The organism is Xylanibacter sp., from assembly GCF_057607445.1.
The window spans coordinates 14,338-32,878 of the sequence record NZ_DBLZAX010000001.1 but is presented as its reverse complement, the minus strand read 5'-3'; the positions used below and the strand labels follow the sequence as shown (position 1 = coordinate 32,878).

Here is an 18,541-nt window from a genome sequence, read left to right as displayed (position 1 = left end):
CGAGTTACGATGCGTAACTCGGCCACTAACAGTTCGAAAGTAAATCGGTAATATTCCTTAATGAATATGTCTATTTTAAAGTCCAAATGTTTAATCTGAAAGGAAAAATCATATAAAATGTTACGATTTTCAGAAACTTTTTCTGACGACGGCTATTTGCGCTCCGTTATCGTAGCCACAACATACTCTGAACAGGTGCCTATGCGGAACTTGCCGCCCCAGATGCCAAGGCCCGAACTTACATAATATTGCGTGTTGCCGCGCTGCCACGGACCGTAAGAGCACTCGTAGATGCGGTCGGTTATCCACGATATGGGCCATAGCTGCCCGCGATGGGTGTGGCCGCTAAGCTGAAAGTCAACGCCGGCACGCTCGGAGCGGTCGAGATGATAGGGCTGATGGTCGAGCAGAATGGTGTATCTGCTCTTGTCGGCACGGCGCATAAGCTCCGCCACGCTGCGGCGGCGCGGGTTGGTGCGGTCGTCGCGGCCAATGATGCACAGCTGCCCTACGTTGGCCATGCTGTCGCGCAGCAGCGTTATGCCGGCGTCGGCAAAGAACTTCTGCGCCTGCGGCTCGCCGCTGTAATACTCATGATTGCCAAGACAGGCATACACAGGAGCGTTGAGACGGCGCAGCTCTGACGCCATGTTCTCCTCGATGAGCGGACGCATGCTGATGTCTATCATGTCGCCGGCAATAAGGATAAGGTCGGCATGCTCGGCGTTAATCATGTCCACCCTGCGCGCCAGCTCCTTGCGGCGGTTGTGATAACCGAGATGAAGGTCGCTCATCATGACCACCTTAACGGGGCGTCCGAGATGCTTGTCGGTGGTGAGTTGTATGGTATGGCGCACCTTGTTGTTATAGTGAATGTTGCCGGCAATGAACACAAGCGCTACGACGGCAAACAGCACCGTGGACACTATGCAGTTGGAATAGAGCCATGAGCGCGGCACTATGTGCAAAAGCCGCCCGAGGTCGAGCAGCAGAAAGGCGATGACGAGATAAAGAAGGATGAATATGGAGGAGTTGCCCACCTCGTAACATGCCGAAGCCAGATTGAGGGGAAGGCCGTCGATGGCACGCGAAAAGTTAAGAAACAGGGTGAGAAATGCCGCCAGACCAACGCCCACCACGGCCCAGCGCCAGCCCGCCGACAGCGGCAGGAGGCACCACACATGCCACAGAACATAGGCAAGGCCGACGAACGGCAGCACGAAGAAAAGAACAAACCACATTGTTTTCATTGTTTTAAGTATGGCTGCAAAGTTACATCTTTCGCCGTACTTACGGCACGGCAGCAACACGAAAAACGGGATAATGGTAATATTTTCGGTAAAACATGCACAACAGACAGACAAAAAAACACGCCCGAAGATTTCTCTCCGGGCGCAACTCAAAACAATACTATCTACCTGTTAACTGAAGATATTGAAGAGTCAGTATCTTATAATTGCAATAAGTTTCAACGAAGCGGTCGCGGCTCTGCGTGTATTGCGTCTGAGCCTTCAGCAGGTCGGTCATGGTGGCGGTTCCGGCGCGATAGTAGCTGTTGTTGAGCCTCAGGTTTTCGGCAGCCTGCTCTATCGACTTGCAGGCTATGCCCAGCTGGGTGTAGGCCGTGTTGAGGTCGTTCCATGCCTTCTGCATGCCGATGACGAGCAGCTGCGACTTGTCCGTAAGCTCGGTCTGCGCGTCGGCAACCTCCATCTTGCGGCGCTTTATGGCGTGGCTTCCGCCCCACCATGCCGACAGCGGCACGTTGACCGTGGCAAACACTACGCCGAACGAGCGGCTGCAGTCGAGCAGGTCGTGATACATATATCCGGCGCCTACGCTCACCGTAGGCATGTTCTTGCCCACGTCGAGTTTCTGCTTCAGCCGCGTGGCCTCAACGTTCTTTTCGAGCAGGCGGTATTCGGGTGTAAGCTGCAATGCCGACCGGTGGTCGCTCTTCAGCGAGGCGGGCGACTCGGGCATCTCGCCCACCCTGATGTCTGACACGAGCACAAAGCTGCTGTCCTCGAGTCCGAGATATTGTGCGAGCAGCATTCTTGCCACAGCGATGTTGCCCTCAAGGCTTACGCGGTTGCTCATGTTGTCGTTCTTCTCGAGCTGCACCTGCAGCATGTCGTTCTTCAGCGCCACGCCGGCGTTGACCGAGTTGCTCACATCACGATAAATGCGCGTGAGCATGGTGTCGGCCACGTGCAGCGTGTTGAGTTTTTCGTTAAGAGCCACGAGCTGCCAGAAATACTGTTCGGCTGTAAGTTCCACGTCGTTTTCCGACTTTTCGAGCTGCAGCTTGCTCACGTCAACGCCCAATCCGGCAAGCTTGTTGCCGTTGACAATCTGTCCGCCGGCAAACAGGGGCTGAACGGCAGTAACGCCTCCCATGAGTCCGTTTTTGCACATCTCCATGGCCATGTCGGGCTGAAGCTGCATCTTGGCCATGCCCTTGTCGGCATTGAAGCCCATGCCGGTGGCACTGACAATGGGAAAATAGTTGGTGAAGGCCTCTTTCTTTGTCTGCTCTGCCTCAGCCACTGCATTCTTGGCGTTGACCATCTTGGCATTATGGCTCACGGCCATGCTGCGGCACATCTCGGGCGTGAGGCCCGTCTGAGCCTGCACAGCTGCCGGACTAAGAACGGCAAGCAGACCGCAGAGGGCGCGCCCGATTAGTTTTATATTATTGTTCATAACGCTTTCTTATTTTTACTTTTATCATTCATTTTCAAGTTTCAGTCCTGCCTCACGACGTTTTGTCGATCCGCTCATCATCAGCCAGTAGGCCACGGGCAGCACGGTGAGTATGAGCAACATCGTAACCAGCGTGCCGTAACATATAACAGAACCCATGGGCATCCACAGACCGCTGCCGCCGAGAATCATCGGGATGACACCCATTGAGGCAGCCGCCGAGGTAAGGAAGATGGGACGCATGCGACGCTTGGCCGAAAGGAAGATGGCCTCGTGGGCAGTCAGTTTCTCCTTTTCGCGCAGCTCTTCGGCATAGTCATACATTATTATGGCGTTGCGCACCAATATACCCATCAGGCTGATTATGCCGAGGAAGCACGTAAGACTGAACGTTACGCCTGAAATAACAACACCCAAGCTCGTACCAAATATTGTCATGGCAAGCGACACGAGCAGCAGGACGGCGGTGTTGATGCGGTGGAAGTGCCATACAAGAATGAAGAAGATGATGACCACAGCCACGGCAAGAGCCGACAAAATCTGCGGCAGCGACTCCTGCGACTCGGCATACTCGCCGCCCCACTCGGCCGTAACGCCAGAAGGAAGGCGCGACGTGTCGAAGTTTTTCTGCAGTTCGGCGGTCAGCTCCATTACATTCTTATCGTTGACAACATCTGCCATCACGGTGATGGTGCGCAGGCCGTTGCGGTGGGCTATCTGTCCGTCAGCCCATACAGGCTTAATATCGGCTATCTGACGCAAGGGCACCACGGAGAGTCCGCCGCTGACGGGTATAAGCTCGTCGGCAACGTCCTTCATAGCAGACGAGTCGGCATTAGTGCCTTTAAGGCATACTCCGTAGTTATAGTCGCCGTCCCATATCGTGCCGAGACTTATGCCGCTGCTGTTATAGCGCGTGGCGAGCGTGGCCTCAACCATGGCGTTGGTTACGCCCATGCGGCCGGCCTTGGTCTCGTCGAGCACTACGTCGGTGGTCAGCAGAGGCTCATTGACGTCGTTGCGCACAAGCATAAGGTAAGGATTGTTACGCCACAGGCGCGTTACGGAGTCAGCAACCGACTTAAGCTGCTGCCAGTCGTCGCCCGTAAGCCTTAACTCAACAGGGTTGGCATCCTGCGAATAAGACAGCTGCTTAAACCTCACATAAGCGTTGGGGAAGTGTGTGGCATACTTCATGCGGTAGTCTTTCAGCAGGGTCTCAGTATCGTGGTTACTCTTCGTATTGACGATAAACTGTGTATAGTTAGATCCGCCAAACTGCGGCGCATAGGCTGCATGAAAACGCGGCGACGAAGTGCCCTTGAACGATGCCACCGACACCACGCGGCTGTCTTTGCGCAGAATATGCTCCAGACTGTCGGCAACGGCAGCGGTGCGCTTGAGCGACGTGCCGTCGGGAAGGTAAATCTCAACGGCAAACTGGTTGCGCTCGGCCGTAGGCATCATCTTCTGCGGCAGCTGTGACACCATGACTGAACCAATCACTATGCTTGCCACGCCGACAGAAACGGTGATGTAAGGATGGGCAAAGCAGCGGCCTATGAGCCAGTCGTAATAGCGCTGAACGAGGTCGAGGAACGAGAACTTCTTCTTACCCCCTGTGCCAACAGGCTTGCGTATGAAGTAGAACTGCAGGAACGGCACTATAAGCTCTGCCACCAGAAGCGATATGAGCAGCACGATGGTGATGGACCACGGGAAATAAAGCAGGAAGTCGTGATACATTCCCTTCGTAGTAAGCAGAAACGGGAAGAACGTGATGCTTATGGCAAGCGTGGCCGAAAATATCGACTTGAAGAAATGGGTGGCACTGCTGATAGATGCCGTCCAGCGCGATTTGCCCTCGGCAAGCATCTCCATGTAGCTGTCGATTATCACAATGGAGTTGTCGACAATCATGCCAAGCGTAACAATAAGAGCAGCCAGCGTAACCGTGTTGAGCTCTATGCCGAACGCATAGAACAAACCTAATGAGATGAAAATAGAGATAGGGATGGTGGACGCCGCCACAAGAGCGACGCGCATCGGCAAGAACAGCATTATCACTATTACGACGGCTGCTATGGCAATGAGAAGCTCACGAAGGAAGTTTACGACGCTGTCGTTTACCACTTTGGTCTGGTCCGTTATGGTGAAGATGGTTACGTCTGACGGCAATGTCGACTTAAACTCGTCCATCACCTTTTCGATGTCAGCTCCCATGGCCGTTATGCTGCGGCCCTTCTTCATCTCCACACTCAGCACAAGACACTTCTGTCCGTTGTTGGTTACATACGACGACGGCTGGGGATACTCGCGCCTTATCTTGGCAACGTCCTTCAGACGTACCACGTTGCCTGACGGATCGGAGTAGACAACGAGCTGCTCAACATCGCCCACCACGTTGAGCGAGCGCTCCACCTGTATCGGACTGTCGTAGCCGTTGCCCTTCTGCGTGCCGGCAGTGGTAACGAAGCCCTTGGCAAAGAGGCTGGCGGCAATGGTGTTGGTGCCTATGCCGTAGTGGGACATCTTGTCGCTGTCGAGATATATTGATATCTGCTCCTTCTGCATTCCCAATACGTTCATGCGGCCGATGCTCTCAATGCGGCGCAGCCTGTCTTTCAGGTCGTCCATATAGTCGTTGAGCTCGCGGTAGGTCTTGTCCTTGCTCTCCATGGTTATGAGCAGGGCCGACGTGTCGCCGAAGTCGTCCTGAACCATGAGCGCAAGCACACCTGAAGGCAGCTGAGCCTTGAACGTGTTGATGCCGTGCTTGAACTTGCTCCAGAAGTTGTCCTTGTCGGTGCCCGACACATCGTCGTTAAGCTCTATCTGTATTATGGCCATGCCGTTGCGGCTGTACGACTTGGTCTTCTCTTTCTTTACCTCCTTATATGAGAATATGTAGTTTTCGAGCGGCTTTGTGAGCTGTTCCTCAACGTCCTGTGCCGACACGCCCGGATAGACGGCTACAACCACACCCTGGCGCACCGTGAAGTCGGGAAACTCGTTCTTGTTCATGTCAGCCAGACCGTAGACGCCGAAGGCCACGAGACAGCATGCCACCATTATCACTATCTGGCGATAGTGCATGGCCCACTCTACGATGTTTCTTTTCTTCTTTGTCATAGTTCTGCTATTTTAGTTCCCTCGCTGACCTTCTGCTGTCCGCCGACAATGACCTTGTCGCCGGCGCTTATTCCGCTGTTAATCACCACGCGGCTGCCTACGCTCTCGCCCACCTCCACATAAGTCTTGTGAGCCTTTCCGCCTACGGCAGTCCACACAAATGTGCGGTTGTCGGTGTCTATCAGTATCACATTGGCAGGCAGGGCCACGGCCGTGGCTGAAAGATTGTCGCCCACATAGGCTTCGCACACCATGCCCGGCAGCAGCTTGTGGCCAGAGTTAGACACTTCTATCTTCACCTCGTAAGAGCGCGACAGCGGGTCGGCAGCCACACCCTTCTCGGCCACGCGGCCGCTGCAGCTCATGTTCTCCAGTGCCGGCACGCGCACGAGGGCGCTCTGACCAACCTTTATGCCAGACATCTCGTCTTCGGGCACGGCAATCTTTATCTTCACCTTATTAATACTTACCAGCTTTATCACGGGCATGCCGGGGGCGGCGTTCTGTCCTGCCTCGACAAGTTTCTCGGCCACGTATCCGCTGTATGGGGCATAAAGACGGCAGTCAGTCAGACTCTTGCGGGCAATGTTCTCGGTTGACACAGCCTGGCGCAGCTTGCTCTGCACTTCTATCCACTGCATCTCGGTGAGGCTTCCTTCGTCGTGCAGCTGCTTCATGCGCCTGAAGGCATCCTCAGCCTGCTCTCTCACGGCCTTGGCTGCATTGTAGGCATTGCGCACGCTGACAGGATCAACCTCGGCTATGAGGGCACCTTTCTTTACCATATCGCCCACAGACACATATACCTTTGTTACGGTTCCGCCCGAAGCAAAACTTAGAGCGGCATCGTCTGAGGCCTCTACCGTGCCCGAAAATTCCTGACTTCCACTTACGGGTACCGGCTCTGCCTTCTCTGTCTTCACCTTAACCGGCATCACCTCTCTCGCCTTTTCCTTGCCGGAGCATGATGCAAGAAGCACCACCGACAGCGCAAGGATTGCTAAATAACTTGCTTTGTTCATTTCCTTTGTATTTGTTCAAAAATTTTTTTGCAAAATTACGGATAAAGGCTTTTACTCTTGTGTTCTTATTTCCTAAACAAAAAATCCAAAAGTGGAGAATATGAACACTGCAAAGAATTTAGGAACACTATTATCTACTTTTAGATAGTTGCACTGTTTCAGTTAATACCTATCTTTGCACCCGAAGAACAAATTTTGACGCAACTTATGACAGATAACGAACTTAAAGTAGACATCGAATCAATAATCAACGAAGCCCAGACCGACTATTACGACGGAGACATCGTGGTAATGGAAAGCCTAAAGAACATCCCCACGGACAACCCCTGTAAGCTTGAGTTGCTGATAGTTATATATTGTGCCAGAGGAAGAGTTGAGTGCTGCATCAACGACTCTTACCACAGACTTGAAAAAGGCAATATAATGATATGTCTGCCTAACTCGCTCGTAACCGACATAAATACATCAGACGACATCGACCTGAAGATTCTCGGACTCTCGAGCAAGGCTCTTTTCAGAAGTCTTGACCTCAGCAAAAACTTTTGGAACATCGTATTATACGCATCTCATCACCCAGTGATAAGCCTCAACAGCGAAAAACAAATACTGATGAACAGATTCTACAGTCTGTTGCAGTTTAAGCTGGAAAGCATGGACGGGCTGTTTCACAGGGAAATAATGCGCTCGCTCTTTCAGTTTGCGTTCTATGAACTGGCCGAACTTATAGCATCATGCACAGACAATACTATATACAACGGGGTGATAAGGCAGGGCGACCTGCTGTTCAGGCGCTTCATGGAGCTGCTGGCCGAAAACGGAGGCATGGAGCGATCGGTGAGTGCGTATGCCGAAAAACTGTGCATAACGCCCAAATATCTTTCGTCGCTGTCGAAAAAGGTCAGCGGAAGAACTGCGCTGAGCTGGATTCATCAGTTTACCATTGACGCGATAATAAAGAGGCTGAGATACTCAAACATGACAATAAAGGAAATTTCGGACACGATGAACTTTCCTAACATATCATTCTTCGGAAAGTTTGTAAAGTCGCAGACTGGCATGTCGCCAAGCGAATACAGAAGAAACATGTACTCGTTTGACAGAAGGCCTATAAGATGAAAAACGGATTCTGCACGCCTGACTTCATCATATATCTCGGGAGAATGTGCAGGTCAAAGCAGCAGAAAGACAGCGGCTGAAAATATAAAAGACCTTACATCACATACAAAGAAAAACACAAAAAGACAACAGCGCGTCGCCGTGTGAACGGCAGGCGCGCTGTGTCCTTATATTCATTAGCCAACAAAAAAATCAGAATTTAACTGCCGAGAGTATCTTTCCCGTTGCTCCGGCCTTGCTGCTTACATATTGCGCAGCCTTGTCGCCGTCTGCCTTGCGGAGGCTGTCGTCGGCTATATAGCTGTTCATCAGGCTCTCAAACTGCTGATAACCGTCAATCTGACGGCCGCCGCCCGATGCAAGCAGGTCTTGCGCTTCCTGGAAACGCTCGTTGTTAGGACCGAATATCACCGGTATGTTCCATACCGCCGCCTCGAGCACATTGTGTATGCCGACACCGAAACCGCCGCCAACATACGAAACATGGCCGTAGCCATAAATGCTGGAGAGCAGACCGAAACAGTCGATAATGAGAATCTTTGCATCGGCAACGCTCTCAGGAGTGGCCTCGGTATACCTCACGGCCTTGCCCTTCAGCTTAGACAATATCTGCTGAAGATGGTCCTCGCCGATAACGTGCGGGGCAATAATCAGCTTCCAGTCGTCGCGGCCGTTGAAATATTTGATGAAGATGTCCTCATCGGGAGGCCAGCTGCTTCCGGCCACAAACACTTTATAGTCTTGTCTGAAAGCCTCAACTATAGGCAGACTCTTGGCCTGGCTCTTTATCTGCAGCACACGGTCGAAACGTGTGTCGCCCGTAATCTCAACCTCAGTGATGCCGAGCTTGGCTAACAGCTGTCTGCTGACCTCGTTCTGAACGAAGAAACGTGTGAAGCACTTAAGCACATTGCTGTAGGTGCGGCCATACCAGCGGAAGAACACCTGATTGGGCCTGAATATGCTGCTCACGCTGTAGACAGGCACATTGCGGCGCTTCAGTATGTGCAGATAGTTCCACCAGAACTCATACTTGATGAAGAAAGCCACTTCGGGATGCACCAGATTAAGGAATCTGCGCGCATTGAAATACGTGTCGAGCGGCAGGTAGCATATTATGTCGGCTCCCTCATAGTTCTTTCTGACCTCATATCCTGAGGGCGAGAAGAACGTAAGAAGAATCTTAAGCTCGGGATGCTCGCGGCGCAGGCGCTCCATGATGGGGCGGCCCTGCTCAAACTCTCCGAGCGACGCCGCATGGAACCACACATAGCGTGAGCCGGGGTCAACGCTGTTCCTTAGCACTCTGAAGGCCTCGCGCTCGCCCCGCCACATCTTCTTTACCTTATCGTTGAACAGGCTCATCACGGCCACGCCCAGCGTGTAAAGGCTGATAACAATTTCGTACACGGCTTATGCTTGTTTGTTAGGTCTATTTAAGCACCTCGATTGCACGGCGCAGACGGCGCAGCGTCTCTTCCTTGCCGAGGAAAGCAGAAATGTCGAACATGCCCGGACCCTTGCCTTCGCCCACAAGAGTAAGACGGAAAGCATTCATCACGTCGCCCAGCTTGTAGCCCTTGCTCTCAACCCAAGCCATGACGATGTGCTCCTGATTCTCGAGCGAGAAGTCGTCAATGCCCTCAAGCACCTCGGCAAGCTCGCCCATAACCTGAGCCGAATTTTCCTTCCAGCGCTTACGTACGGTCTTCTCGTCATACTCTGTAGGAGGAATGAAGAAGAACGAGCAGAGCGGCCAAAGCTCCTTGACGAAGCTTACACGGTCTTTCATCATAGAAACGACCTTGGTTATGCGCTCCATTGACTCGTCGATGCCGTTGCCTGCAACGATAGGCGCAAACAGCTTAGAAATTTCCTCATTGCTCTTGCGCAGGATGTATTCGTGATTGAACCAGATGCCCTTCTGATAGTCGAAACGCGCTCCGGCCTTGCTGCACTTCGTTATGTCGAACTGCTCAACAAGCTCGTCGAGAGTGAACATCTCCTGCTCCGTGCCCGGATTCCAGCCCAGCAGTGCAAGGAAGTTGATGACAGCCTCGGGGAAATATCCCTGCTCGCGGAAGCCGTTAGACACCTCGCCTGTCTTAGGATCGTGCCACTCCAACGGGAACACGGGGAAGCCCAGGCGGTCGCCGTCGCGCTTGCTCAGCTTGCCCTTTCCGTCCGGTTTGAGCAGCAGAGGCAGATGCGCAAAGCGCGGCATAGTGTCTTCCCAGCCGAAGGCTCTGTAAAGAAGCACGTGCAGCGGTGCGCTCGGCAGCCACTCCTCGCCACGGATAACGTGGCTGATCTCCATCAGGTGGTCGTCAACAATGTTTGCAAGGTGATATGTAGGAAGTTCGTCGGCGCTCTTATAAAGAACCTTGTCGTCAAGAATATCGCTCTTTATAACAACGTCGCCGCGTATCATGTCGTTAACGTGAACGTCCTCGCCCGGCTCAATCTTGAAGCGCACCACATACTGGTTGCCGTCGGCTATCAGTCTTTCAACCTCTTCGGCCGGCAATGTGAGCGAGTTGCGCATCATCATTCGCGTATGGGCATCATACTGGAAGTTCTTTATCTCCTGGCGTTTTGCCTCAAGCTCCTCGGGCGTGTCGAAGGCAATGTATGCCTTGCCGGCATCGAGCAGCTGGTCGACATATTTTCTGTATATCGCACGACGCTCGCTCTGACGGTAAGGACCATGTTCGCCGCCGAAGCTGACACCCTCGTCAAACTTGATGCCAAGCCATCTGAACGACTCTATGATATACTCCTCTGCGCCCGGAACAAAACGGTTTGAGTCTGTATCTTCTATTCTGAAAACGAAATCGCCGCCATGCTGACGGGCGAAAAGATAATTATACAATGCGGTACGTACGCCGCCTATATGCAACGCCCCGGTAGGACTTGGTGCAAAGCGCACCCTTACTTTTCTTTCTGCCATTTATTAATGAAGATAAGATAAATTTTGTGCAAAATTACAACTTTTTTAGCAAAGTGGCGTATTTTTTTATTATTTTCGCAGTGTAAAGCATTTAATACGAATAGAAATGGGCAAATTCAACAAAACTGACAAACATTATTTCAGAAACATCCTGACACGAGTGTCGCTGGTGGTTACGGCTGTGATCATCATCGTGGGCTTCCTTCCGCGCAACAGCGGACCGCAGTTCAGATACGACATAGGCAAGCCGTGGATGTACAGTTCGCTGATAGCCAAGTTCGACTTTCCTATCTACAAGACCGACGAGGCCATTAAGGGAGAGCAAGACAGCATAATAAAGGCCTTTGAGCCTTACTACAACTATAACACGGCTGTAGAGAAGGAGCAGATCGGCAAGTTTCTGAGCAAATACAAGGAGGGCATACCCGGACTGCCCTACAACTATGTTACGACCATTGCCGACAGGCTTCACCGCCTGTATCAGGCAGGAATCATGGACACGCCCGAATACTCAGAGATAAGCAAGGACACAACAAGCACCATAAGGATTGTGAGCGGCAAGAAGGCCACCAACGCCGAAATAATGTGCATCTACTCGACGATGACGGCCTATGAACAACTGTTCACCGACCAGAAGCTGGCCGAACAGAGGCAGATACTGCAGAAATGCAACCTGAACGAATATATACAGCCTAACCTCAACTATGACGAGGAGCGCAGCGAGACCGAGAAGGCCGACCTGCTCAGCACGATACCGCTGGCAAGCGGAATGGTGCTCAGCGGACAGAAGATAATAGACCGCGGCGAAATTGTAGACGACCACACGTACAGGGTGCTCAACTCGTTTGAGAAGGAGACGCAGAGGCGCAGCGCAACGGTGAGTGCCATACCGTCGACAATAGCCGGACAGATACTCTTCGTGGCCACGCTCATAATGCTGTTCACCACGTATCTCGGCCTGTTCCGCAAGGACTACTTTGAAAAGCCGCGCAGCATCACCATGCTCTACACGATGATAACGCTGTTCCCGATACTCGTGTCGGTGATGATGAGCCACAGCATACTGAACGTCTACGTGCTGCCGTTCACCATAGCACCGATATTCATACGCGTGTTCATGGACTCGCGAACGGCCTTCATATCGCACGTAACGATGATTCTGATATGTGCCGCCGCCGTGAAATATCAGTATGAGTTCATCATAGTGCAGCTTGTGGCGGGCCTCGTGGCCATCTATTCGCTGCGCGAACTGTCGCAGAGGGCGCAGCTGTTCAAGACGGCCGTGCTCGTGACGATAGGCAGCAGCGCCATGTATTTCGCGCTGCAGCTGATGCAGGACAACAACATCACGTCGATGGACCACAGCATGTATAAATACTTTATCGTGAACGGCGTGCTGCTGCTCTTTGCCTACCCGATGATGCTCATCATCGAGAAGGCGTTCGGGTTCATCTCAAACGTTACGCTCATTGAGCTGTCAAACACCAGCAAGGACCTGCTGCGCCAGCTTAGCGAGGTGGCTCCGGGCACATTCCAGCACTCTGTCATGGTGAGCAACCTTGCCGCCGAGATAGCCAACAAGATCGGAGCTAAGGCGCAGCTCGTGAGAACAGGAGCCATGTATCACGACATAGGAAAGATGAAGAACCCGGCCTTCTTCACCGAAAACCAGGTGGGCACCAACCCGCTCGACAAGATGCCGCGCATAGAGGCGGCACAGATCGTGATAAGCCACGTAACCGAAGGACTGAAAATGGCTGAGAAGTTTAACCTGCCGAGCATAATCAAGGACTTTATAAACACTCACCACGGAAGCAGCAAGACAAAGTATTTCTACATATCGTACAAGAACGAACACCCCGACGAACCCGTGGACGACTCGCTCTTCACATATCCCGGCCCCGACCCGTTCACGCGCGAACAGGCCATACTGATGATGGCCGACACGGTGGAGGCGGCATCGAGATCGCTGCCTGAATACACCGAGGAGAGCATATCCAACCTGGTGAACAGGCTCATAGACCAGCAGGTGAGCGAGGGATACTTTGTCTACTGCCCGATAACCTTCCACGACATAGCCGTGGCAAAGCAGGTGCTGACGGAGCGACTGAAGTCGATATACCACACGCGCACAAGCTATCCGGAACTGGCAAAGAAAAACAACAAGACCGAAAACACGCAGCCCGCAAAGCAATAAGGGCCGACGGCACAGCTGAAAAAGGTCGCCAACGCTGTTGTAGATGCAGCGCAGGCGACCTTTTATTTATGCACGTGTATGACACAAAAACTTGCACACATCTATATATTTGTGCATTAACATGCCGCTATCTTGTTAATAAAAATTAAACAAAAGACCGCATTTTAGGAAATAAAGAACAAGAATAATACCTTTGCAGCCAATTTATTTAAGGTTATTAAAGATGAATAAAACAAAATTAATCTGCGCAGCTCTTGCACTGTCAGCAGCCGCAACGGCCAGCGCAGGCGGTATTCTTACTAACACCAATCAGAACATTGCTTTCCTACGAAATCCGGCTCAGGATGCCGTGATTGGCATTGCCGGTGTGTACAGCAACCCTGCCGGAGTGGCGTTTATGAACAACGGATTCCATCTGTCGCTCAACATCCAGAACGCTCACCAGACGCGTGAGATAACCTCAACGTTCGCTCCGTTTGCCTATGGAGCCAAAAACTTCGGCAACACCACAAAGACTTTCAAGGGCGAGGCCAACGCCCCAATCATACCGTCGATACAGGCGGCATACAACAAGAACAACTGGAGTTTCCAGTTTAACTTCGCCATCACGGGCGGAGGCGGCAAGTGTGTGTTCGACGACGGCCTGTCGTCGTTTGAGGGCAACATAGCCCTGCTGCCGCTGCTGTCGCAGAACCTCGACGTGCTGACAAACGAACTCGGACTGGGCTCGCTGGGACTGCCCACGGTGTCGCAGTATGACATGGACACATACATGCGCGGACGCCAATACTATTACGGCTTTACGCTCGGAGCGGCACGCAAGCTGAACGACAACTGGTCGGTGTATTTGGGAGCACGTGTGCTATACGGCAACTCTAACTATTACGGCTACGTGAAGAACATCAAGGCCAACATAAACGGCGAGATGGTAAGCGCGCCCGAGACGTTCAAGAACCTTTCGGCACAGGCTGCCGTGGCTGTGGGCACATACACAGAGATGGCCAACATGTATCAGCAGGCAGGCGACATGGCCAACGCTGCCAAATATGCACAGCTGGCAAAGGACTATAAGGTGAAGGCCGTGATGCTGGGTGCGCTCGGCTCTGCCACAGAGGACGTAACGCTTAACTGCGACCAGACCGGATGGGGCATCGCGCCGATAATCGGTGTTGACTATAAGACGGGCGACTTTAACTTTGCAGCAAAGTATGAATTCAAGACGCGCATGCGCCTGAAGAACCGCTCTGCCAACAGCGAGAGCGCCAAGAACCTGGAGCAGCTCAACCGCTATACCGACGGAATAGAGGTGGCTGAAGACTCGCCGGCTCTGCTGACGCTGGGCGCACAGTGGTCGCCGCTGCAGCAGTTGCGCATCTCTGCCGGATGGCACCACTACTTTGACACTGACGCAAAGCAGTTTGACAACCACCAGGACAAGCTCGGAGGCAACACCAACGAGTATCTCTTCGGTGCAGAGTATGACATCAACAAGAGAGTGCAGGTGAGCGCCGGAGCGCAGTTTACGGAGTATGACTTCACAGACAGCTACATGGAGGACATCAGCTTCAACGTAAGTTCTTGCTCTGTGGGCCTGGGCGTGGGCATTAAGCTGACAGAGAAGATGAAGCTCAACCTGGCATACTTCCAGACATTCTACAAGGACTACAAGCGCGAGACCAACGACTACTACAACATCTCCGGACTGGCCGGAAAGGTTATCGGCAACGTGGCCAACGAGCTGCTGGGCCCGGAGGCTGCACAGGTGGCCGTAGACAAGACCACGGCACTGCTGACCACGCCTGACCCGTCGACAGGAAAGAGCATGCTTTACGGTGCCGACACGTTCACACGCACTAACCGTGTGTTCGGTATCGGACTTGACATCGACTTTTAATTCCTACGCGATGTAATGCAGCTGATTATCAGTGCGTTACGGGCATCATAATCTTACTTTTGCAAAAGGCCGCCTTTTATCGTCTAAAAGGTGGCCTTTTACGTTGCAATATGTGGCCTTTTGGAAGGCAAAAGACCACATATTGGAAATACATATATAATCAACCATTTTTCCAGGGGCAACAGCAGGCTCTGCAGCCGGTTAAGAATGACGTGGCTAAACCTAAACCGGCATCATTATTCTGCCTGTTGTTTTGCTTTATTCAGAGCATATTTCCGTCTGTTATTTAGCAGGCATAGTACGCCATGTCAAGAAAAGCGGACGGAAACGTGGCAACAGAAAACGGAAAGACGGCAGAGAGCCGGAATACACAAAACAGACAACACAATGTGCGGTCTGATGTCCTGATTGGGATTAAAGGGGGTCGACATCGAAGTAAATCTGAACAGAACGATACTTGGCGTCCTGCCCCATCATGGCCTGTGCCTTGCGCAGATAGAGGCGCACCTTGGCAAGGTCGATGCCGTTTTCGAGCTTCAGCATAATCTTGCGTATGTTGAGCGTCTTAACCTTCGACACCGAAGGCTTGTCGGGACCGAGCACACGGCTGCCGAACCAGCCTCGCAGTATGTCGCCGAGACGCATGGATGCAGAGGCCACCACGGCGTCGTCGCGATGCTTCAGAAAGACATATATCAGATGGCAGAACGGCGGATAGCAGAACGCCTGGCGCTCCTCGAGTTGGTCGGCAAACAGTCCTTCGCAGTCGTTGCGCACCACCTGCGTTATGACAGGCAGCTGCGGGCTCTTGGTCTGCAGTATCACGAGGCCCTGCTTGCCCTTGCGCCCGGCGCGTCCGGCCACCTGCGCCATCATCATGAAGGCATGCTCGTAGGCACGGAAGTCGGGATAGTTGAGCATGCTGTCGGCATTCAATATGCCTACCACGCTCACCTTGTCGAAGTCGAGGCCCTTGCTCACCATCTGCGTACCTATCAGAATGTCGGTCTTATGCGCCGAGAAGTCGCTTATCAGCCTCTCATAGGCGTTGCGCGTGCGGGTGGTGTCGAGGTCCATGCGTGCCACGCGGGCGTCGGGAAACAGCTCCATCACGTAGTCTTCCACCTTCTCCGTGCCATATCCGCGCCCACGCAGGTTGCGGCTTCCGCAGCAGGGGCACACCTCGGGCACGGTGTATGTCGTGCCGCAATAGTGGCACGTAAGCTGTCCGAGGCTCTTATGGTATGTGAGCGACACGTCGCACTTGTCGCAGTGTGGCACCCATCCGCACTCGCGGCACTCTATCATCGGCGCGAAGCCGCGGCGGTTCTGAAACAGTATGGCCTGTTCGCCGTTGTCCAAGGCCTTGCGCACGGCTGCCATAAGGCGGGGCGAGAACGGACCGCTCATCATCTTGCGGCGCTGCAGGTCTTTAATGTCCACCACCTCAATCTCGGGCAGGCGTATGTCGTTATAACGCTGCATAAGGCTCACCAGGCCAAACTTGCCCGTATGGGCGTTGTTCCAGCTCTCGAGCGAAGGCGTGGCAGAGCCGAGCAGCACCTTTGCGCCAAACTTGCGCGCAAGCATTATGGTCACGCTGCGGGCATGATAGCGCGGGGCGGGGTCTTGCTGCTTGAACGATGTCTCGTGCTCCTCGTCGATGATGACAAGGCCGAGATTGGTGAACGGCAGGAGAACGGCCGAGCGCGCACCGAGTATAACGTCGTAGGGCGCGGCAGACAGCTGCTTCTTCCATATCTCCACGCGCTCGGCGTCGGAATACTTTGAATGGTATATGCCGAGGCGGTTGCCGAACACGCGCTGAAGGCGCTGGCGTATCTGCACGGTGAGCGCTATCTCAGGCAGCAGATAGAGCACCTGCTGCCGGCGCTCGATGGCCTGGCGGATGAGATGTATGTAGATTTCGGTCTTGCCGCTCGACGTTACGCCGTGGAGCAGCACCACGTTTTTTTTCAGAAAGCTAAAGACTATATTGTTGTAGGCCGTCTGCTGAGCCTCGTTGAGCGGCTTTATCAGCTCGGGATGCGGCTCTCCGGCATTGTTCAGCCGGCCTATCTCGCGCTCGTAGGTGTTCAGGAATTTTCTTACGACAAGATTTCTGAACACTGCCGAAGTGCTGTGTGTCTCGTTCATAAGCTCGTCGCGGCTCACCTCGGCCACGGGTTCGGCACATGTGTCGCCGCTTATGGTGTCCCAGTGAGAGAGCGTGAGGAATGTCTCAAACACCTTAAGCTGGGCCGAAGCACGCTTCAGCATGTCGAGAGCCACACGTATGGCGCGCTCGCTGTGATATTCGGGCGCAAGCGACACATAGGTCTCGGTCTTTGCCGTGTATCCGTCCTCGCTCTTGAGTCCCGACGGCAGGGCAGCGTTCATCACGTCGCCAACAGACGACAGATAGTAGTCGGCCATCCATCGCCACAGCTCAAGCTGCACGGCATTGACCACGGGAGCGTCGTCCATCACGGTAGATATGTCCTTAACATTGAAGTCGGGCTTGTTGTTGTGTGTCCTCACCACCAGCCCCACGTATGTCTTGCTCTTGCCAAACGGCACGAGCACCCTTATGCCCTGCCCCACGCGTCCGGCAAGACTGTCGGGCACGGAGTAGGTGAACAGGCTGTCGAGCGGCAGCGGAAGTATGATATCTGCGTAAGTCATCTGTTGTGCAAAAATACAGAATTATGCCCAAATGCACAAAAGATGAAAGTGCTTGTTTGCACAAAAACCATAAATGGCGGAATAAAAAGGAACAAAAAAAGGAGACATTTCATGCCTACGCAGAAATGTCTCCAACGGAATTATTCTATGCTTTTAAAGAATTTGCCCGGATCAGAAATAGTAGGCAGCAGAAATCTGCCATGTGTTTGAACGGCCGCGCAACACGCTCTCGGCACCGTCGAGAACGGTTATCTCGCCTGTCTTGCCGCAAACGATGTTATAGTTGGCACCAACCTGCAGATGGCCTAACAGCATTACGCCGGCACCCACGTTGACACTGAAGTTAGAGGTGTTGAGTCTCCATTCTGCCACATCCTTATACAAGCTCTGGTTCTTGTCGCCGACGTTGAATCCAAACTGAGGTCCGGCTGCGAGATAAACGGCTGCAAGGCTTCCCAAGCCGATGTCGTAACGGAGGTTGATAGGAATATTGATTGACTTCTGCTTCAGTCTTGTTGACACCAGAGTGTTGTCGTCTGCCTCAACATTGACCTCGCCTTCACGCTGGTCGTAGAGCGCAGAAGCATCGATGCCAAGGCCTACGATGGGGAGTGTGAACTTGATAGTCGGACCGATGAAGAATCCGGTGCGGTTTGATGTCTCGAATACATCATTACTGAGCGACATGTCTGTGATGTTAAGACCACCCTTGATACCAAACTTCAGCTGTGCGTTTGCCGGCACGGCGAAATAGGTTGCCGCTACAAGAACAATCAGTGTAAATAACTTTTTCATAAGCTTTCATTTTAAGTGTTTATAAATTTGGCTGCCCCGTCGTG

11 protein-coding genes are annotated in these 18,541 nt (G+C 52.9%); 3 read left to right on the top strand and 8 right to left on the bottom strand.

Translation table 11 applies throughout. The features are described from left to right. Positions 1 to 152 precede the first annotated feature (152 nt). The 4 genes from ACZMIG_RS00115 to ACZMIG_RS00100 all read right to left on the bottom strand — a co-directional run bounded on the left by ACZMIG_RS00115 (position 153) and on the right by ACZMIG_RS00100 (position 6,860). On the bottom strand, positions 153 to 1,250 hold the full coding sequence (locus tag ACZMIG_RS00115) for a metallophosphoesterase (RefSeq protein WP_487888809.1): 1,098 nt from the start codon (positions 1,248 to 1,250) through the stop codon (positions 153 to 155). Between the two features lie 160 nt (positions 1,251 to 1,410). After that, a complete protein-coding gene (locus ACZMIG_RS00110) occupies positions 1,411 to 2,706 on the bottom strand; it encodes a TolC family protein (RefSeq protein WP_486998131.1) in 1,296 nt (431 codons plus the stop codon). 24 nt (positions 2,707 to 2,730) lie between these two features. Then, positions 2,731 to 5,838 carry an efflux RND transporter permease subunit gene (locus tag ACZMIG_RS00105; protein ID WP_487888808.1) on the bottom strand — a complete coding sequence of 1,036 codons (3,108 nt, stop codon included), beginning with the start codon at positions 5,836 to 5,838 and terminating at the stop codon, positions 2,731 to 2,733. Then, positions 5,835 to 6,860, bottom strand: coding sequence for an efflux RND transporter periplasmic adaptor subunit (locus tag ACZMIG_RS00100; protein WP_487888807.1), 1,026 nt, complete (start codon positions 6,858 to 6,860; stop codon positions 5,835 to 5,837). The genes ACZMIG_RS00105 and ACZMIG_RS00100 overlap by 4 nt, the downstream gene beginning before the upstream one ends. Positions 6,861 to 7,067: 207 nt before the next feature. On the opposite strand from ACZMIG_RS00100, the gene ACZMIG_RS00095 reads away from it, so the two are divergent. Beyond that, positions 7,068 to 7,976, top strand: a complete 909-nt coding sequence (locus ACZMIG_RS00095) for a helix-turn-helix domain-containing protein (protein WP_053398688.1) — start codon at positions 7,068 to 7,070, stop codon at positions 7,974 to 7,976. Positions 7,977 to 8,168: 192 nt separating this feature from the next. Here ACZMIG_RS00095 and ACZMIG_RS00090 read toward each other — a convergent pair whose 3' ends face one another. Both ACZMIG_RS00090 and gltX read right to left on the bottom strand, forming a co-directional pair. Beyond that, positions 8,169 to 9,386, bottom strand: coding sequence for a 3-deoxy-D-manno-octulosonic acid transferase (locus ACZMIG_RS00090; RefSeq protein WP_302353031.1), 1,218 nt, complete (start codon positions 9,384 to 9,386; stop codon positions 8,169 to 8,171). Positions 9,387 to 9,408: 22 nt separating this feature from the next. Beyond that, positions 9,409 to 10,926, bottom strand: a complete 1,518-nt coding sequence (gene gltX, locus ACZMIG_RS00085) for a glutamate--tRNA ligase (protein ID WP_021853582.1) — start codon at positions 10,924 to 10,926, stop codon at positions 9,409 to 9,411. 106 nt (positions 10,927 to 11,032) lie between these two features. Between gltX and ACZMIG_RS00080 the strand changes: the two genes are divergently transcribed. Both ACZMIG_RS00080 and ACZMIG_RS00075 read left to right on the top strand, forming a co-directional pair. Continuing rightward, the gene (locus ACZMIG_RS00080) at positions 11,033 to 13,123 is read left to right on the top strand and encodes an HD family phosphohydrolase (RefSeq protein ID WP_487888806.1); all 2,091 of its coding nucleotides are present in this window, start codon (positions 11,033 to 11,035) and stop codon (positions 13,121 to 13,123) included. A 223-nt stretch (positions 13,124 to 13,346) separates the two neighbouring features. Further along, the gene (locus ACZMIG_RS00075) at positions 13,347 to 15,017 is read left to right on the top strand and encodes a transporter (protein WP_125105611.1); all 1,671 of its coding nucleotides are present in this window, start codon (positions 13,347 to 13,349) and stop codon (positions 15,015 to 15,017) included. A gap of 414 nt (positions 15,018 to 15,431) precedes the next feature. Here the strand turns inward: ACZMIG_RS00075 and priA are convergent, their stop codons facing one another. Together priA and ACZMIG_RS00065 are read right to left on the bottom strand one after the other, a co-directional pair. Continuing rightward, on the bottom strand, positions 15,432 to 17,702 hold the full coding sequence (gene priA, locus ACZMIG_RS00070) for a replication restart helicase PriA (protein WP_487888805.1): 2,271 nt from the start codon (positions 17,700 to 17,702) through the stop codon (positions 15,432 to 15,434). A 171-nt stretch (positions 17,703 to 17,873) separates the two neighbouring features. After that, a complete protein-coding gene (locus tag ACZMIG_RS00065; RefSeq protein ID WP_021853587.1) occupies positions 17,874 to 18,497 on the bottom strand; it encodes a porin family protein in 624 nt (207 codons plus the stop codon). Positions 18,498 to 18,541 lie beyond the last annotated feature (44 nt).

Excerpts from the sequence above, each read along its gene's own strand:
- ACZMIG_RS00115 (WP_487888809.1), bottom strand. The coding sequence starts at position 1,250 with ATGAAAACAATGTGGTTTGTTCTTTTCTTCGTGCTGCCGTTCGTCGGC.
- ACZMIG_RS00110 (WP_486998131.1), bottom strand. The coding sequence starts at position 2,706 with ATGAACAATAATATAAAACTAATCGGGCGCGCCCTCTGCGGTCTGCTT.
- ACZMIG_RS00105 (WP_487888808.1), bottom strand. The coding sequence starts at position 5,838 with ATGACAAAGAAGAAAAGAAACATCGTAGAGTGGGCCATGCACTATCGC.
- ACZMIG_RS00100 (WP_487888807.1), bottom strand. The coding sequence starts at position 6,860 with ATGAACAAAGCAAGTTATTTAGCAATCCTTGCGCTGTCGGTGGTGCTT.
- ACZMIG_RS00095 (WP_053398688.1), top strand. The coding sequence starts at position 7,068 with ATGACAGATAACGAACTTAAAGTAGACATCGAATCAATAATCAACGAA.
- gltX (WP_021853582.1), bottom strand. The coding sequence starts at position 10,926 with ATGGCAGAAAGAAAAGTAAGGGTGCGCTTTGCACCAAGTCCTACCGGG.
- ACZMIG_RS00080 (WP_487888806.1), top strand. The coding sequence starts at position 11,033 with ATGGGCAAATTCAACAAAACTGACAAACATTATTTCAGAAACATCCTG.
- ACZMIG_RS00075 (WP_125105611.1), top strand. The coding sequence starts at position 13,347 with ATGAATAAAACAAAATTAATCTGCGCAGCTCTTGCACTGTCAGCAGCC.
- priA (WP_487888805.1), bottom strand. The coding sequence starts at position 17,702 with ATGACTTACGCAGATATCATACTTCCGCTGCCGCTCGACAGCCTGTTC.
- ACZMIG_RS00065 (WP_021853587.1), bottom strand. The coding sequence starts at position 18,497 with ATGAAAAAGTTATTTACACTGATTGTTCTTGTAGCGGCAACCTATTTC.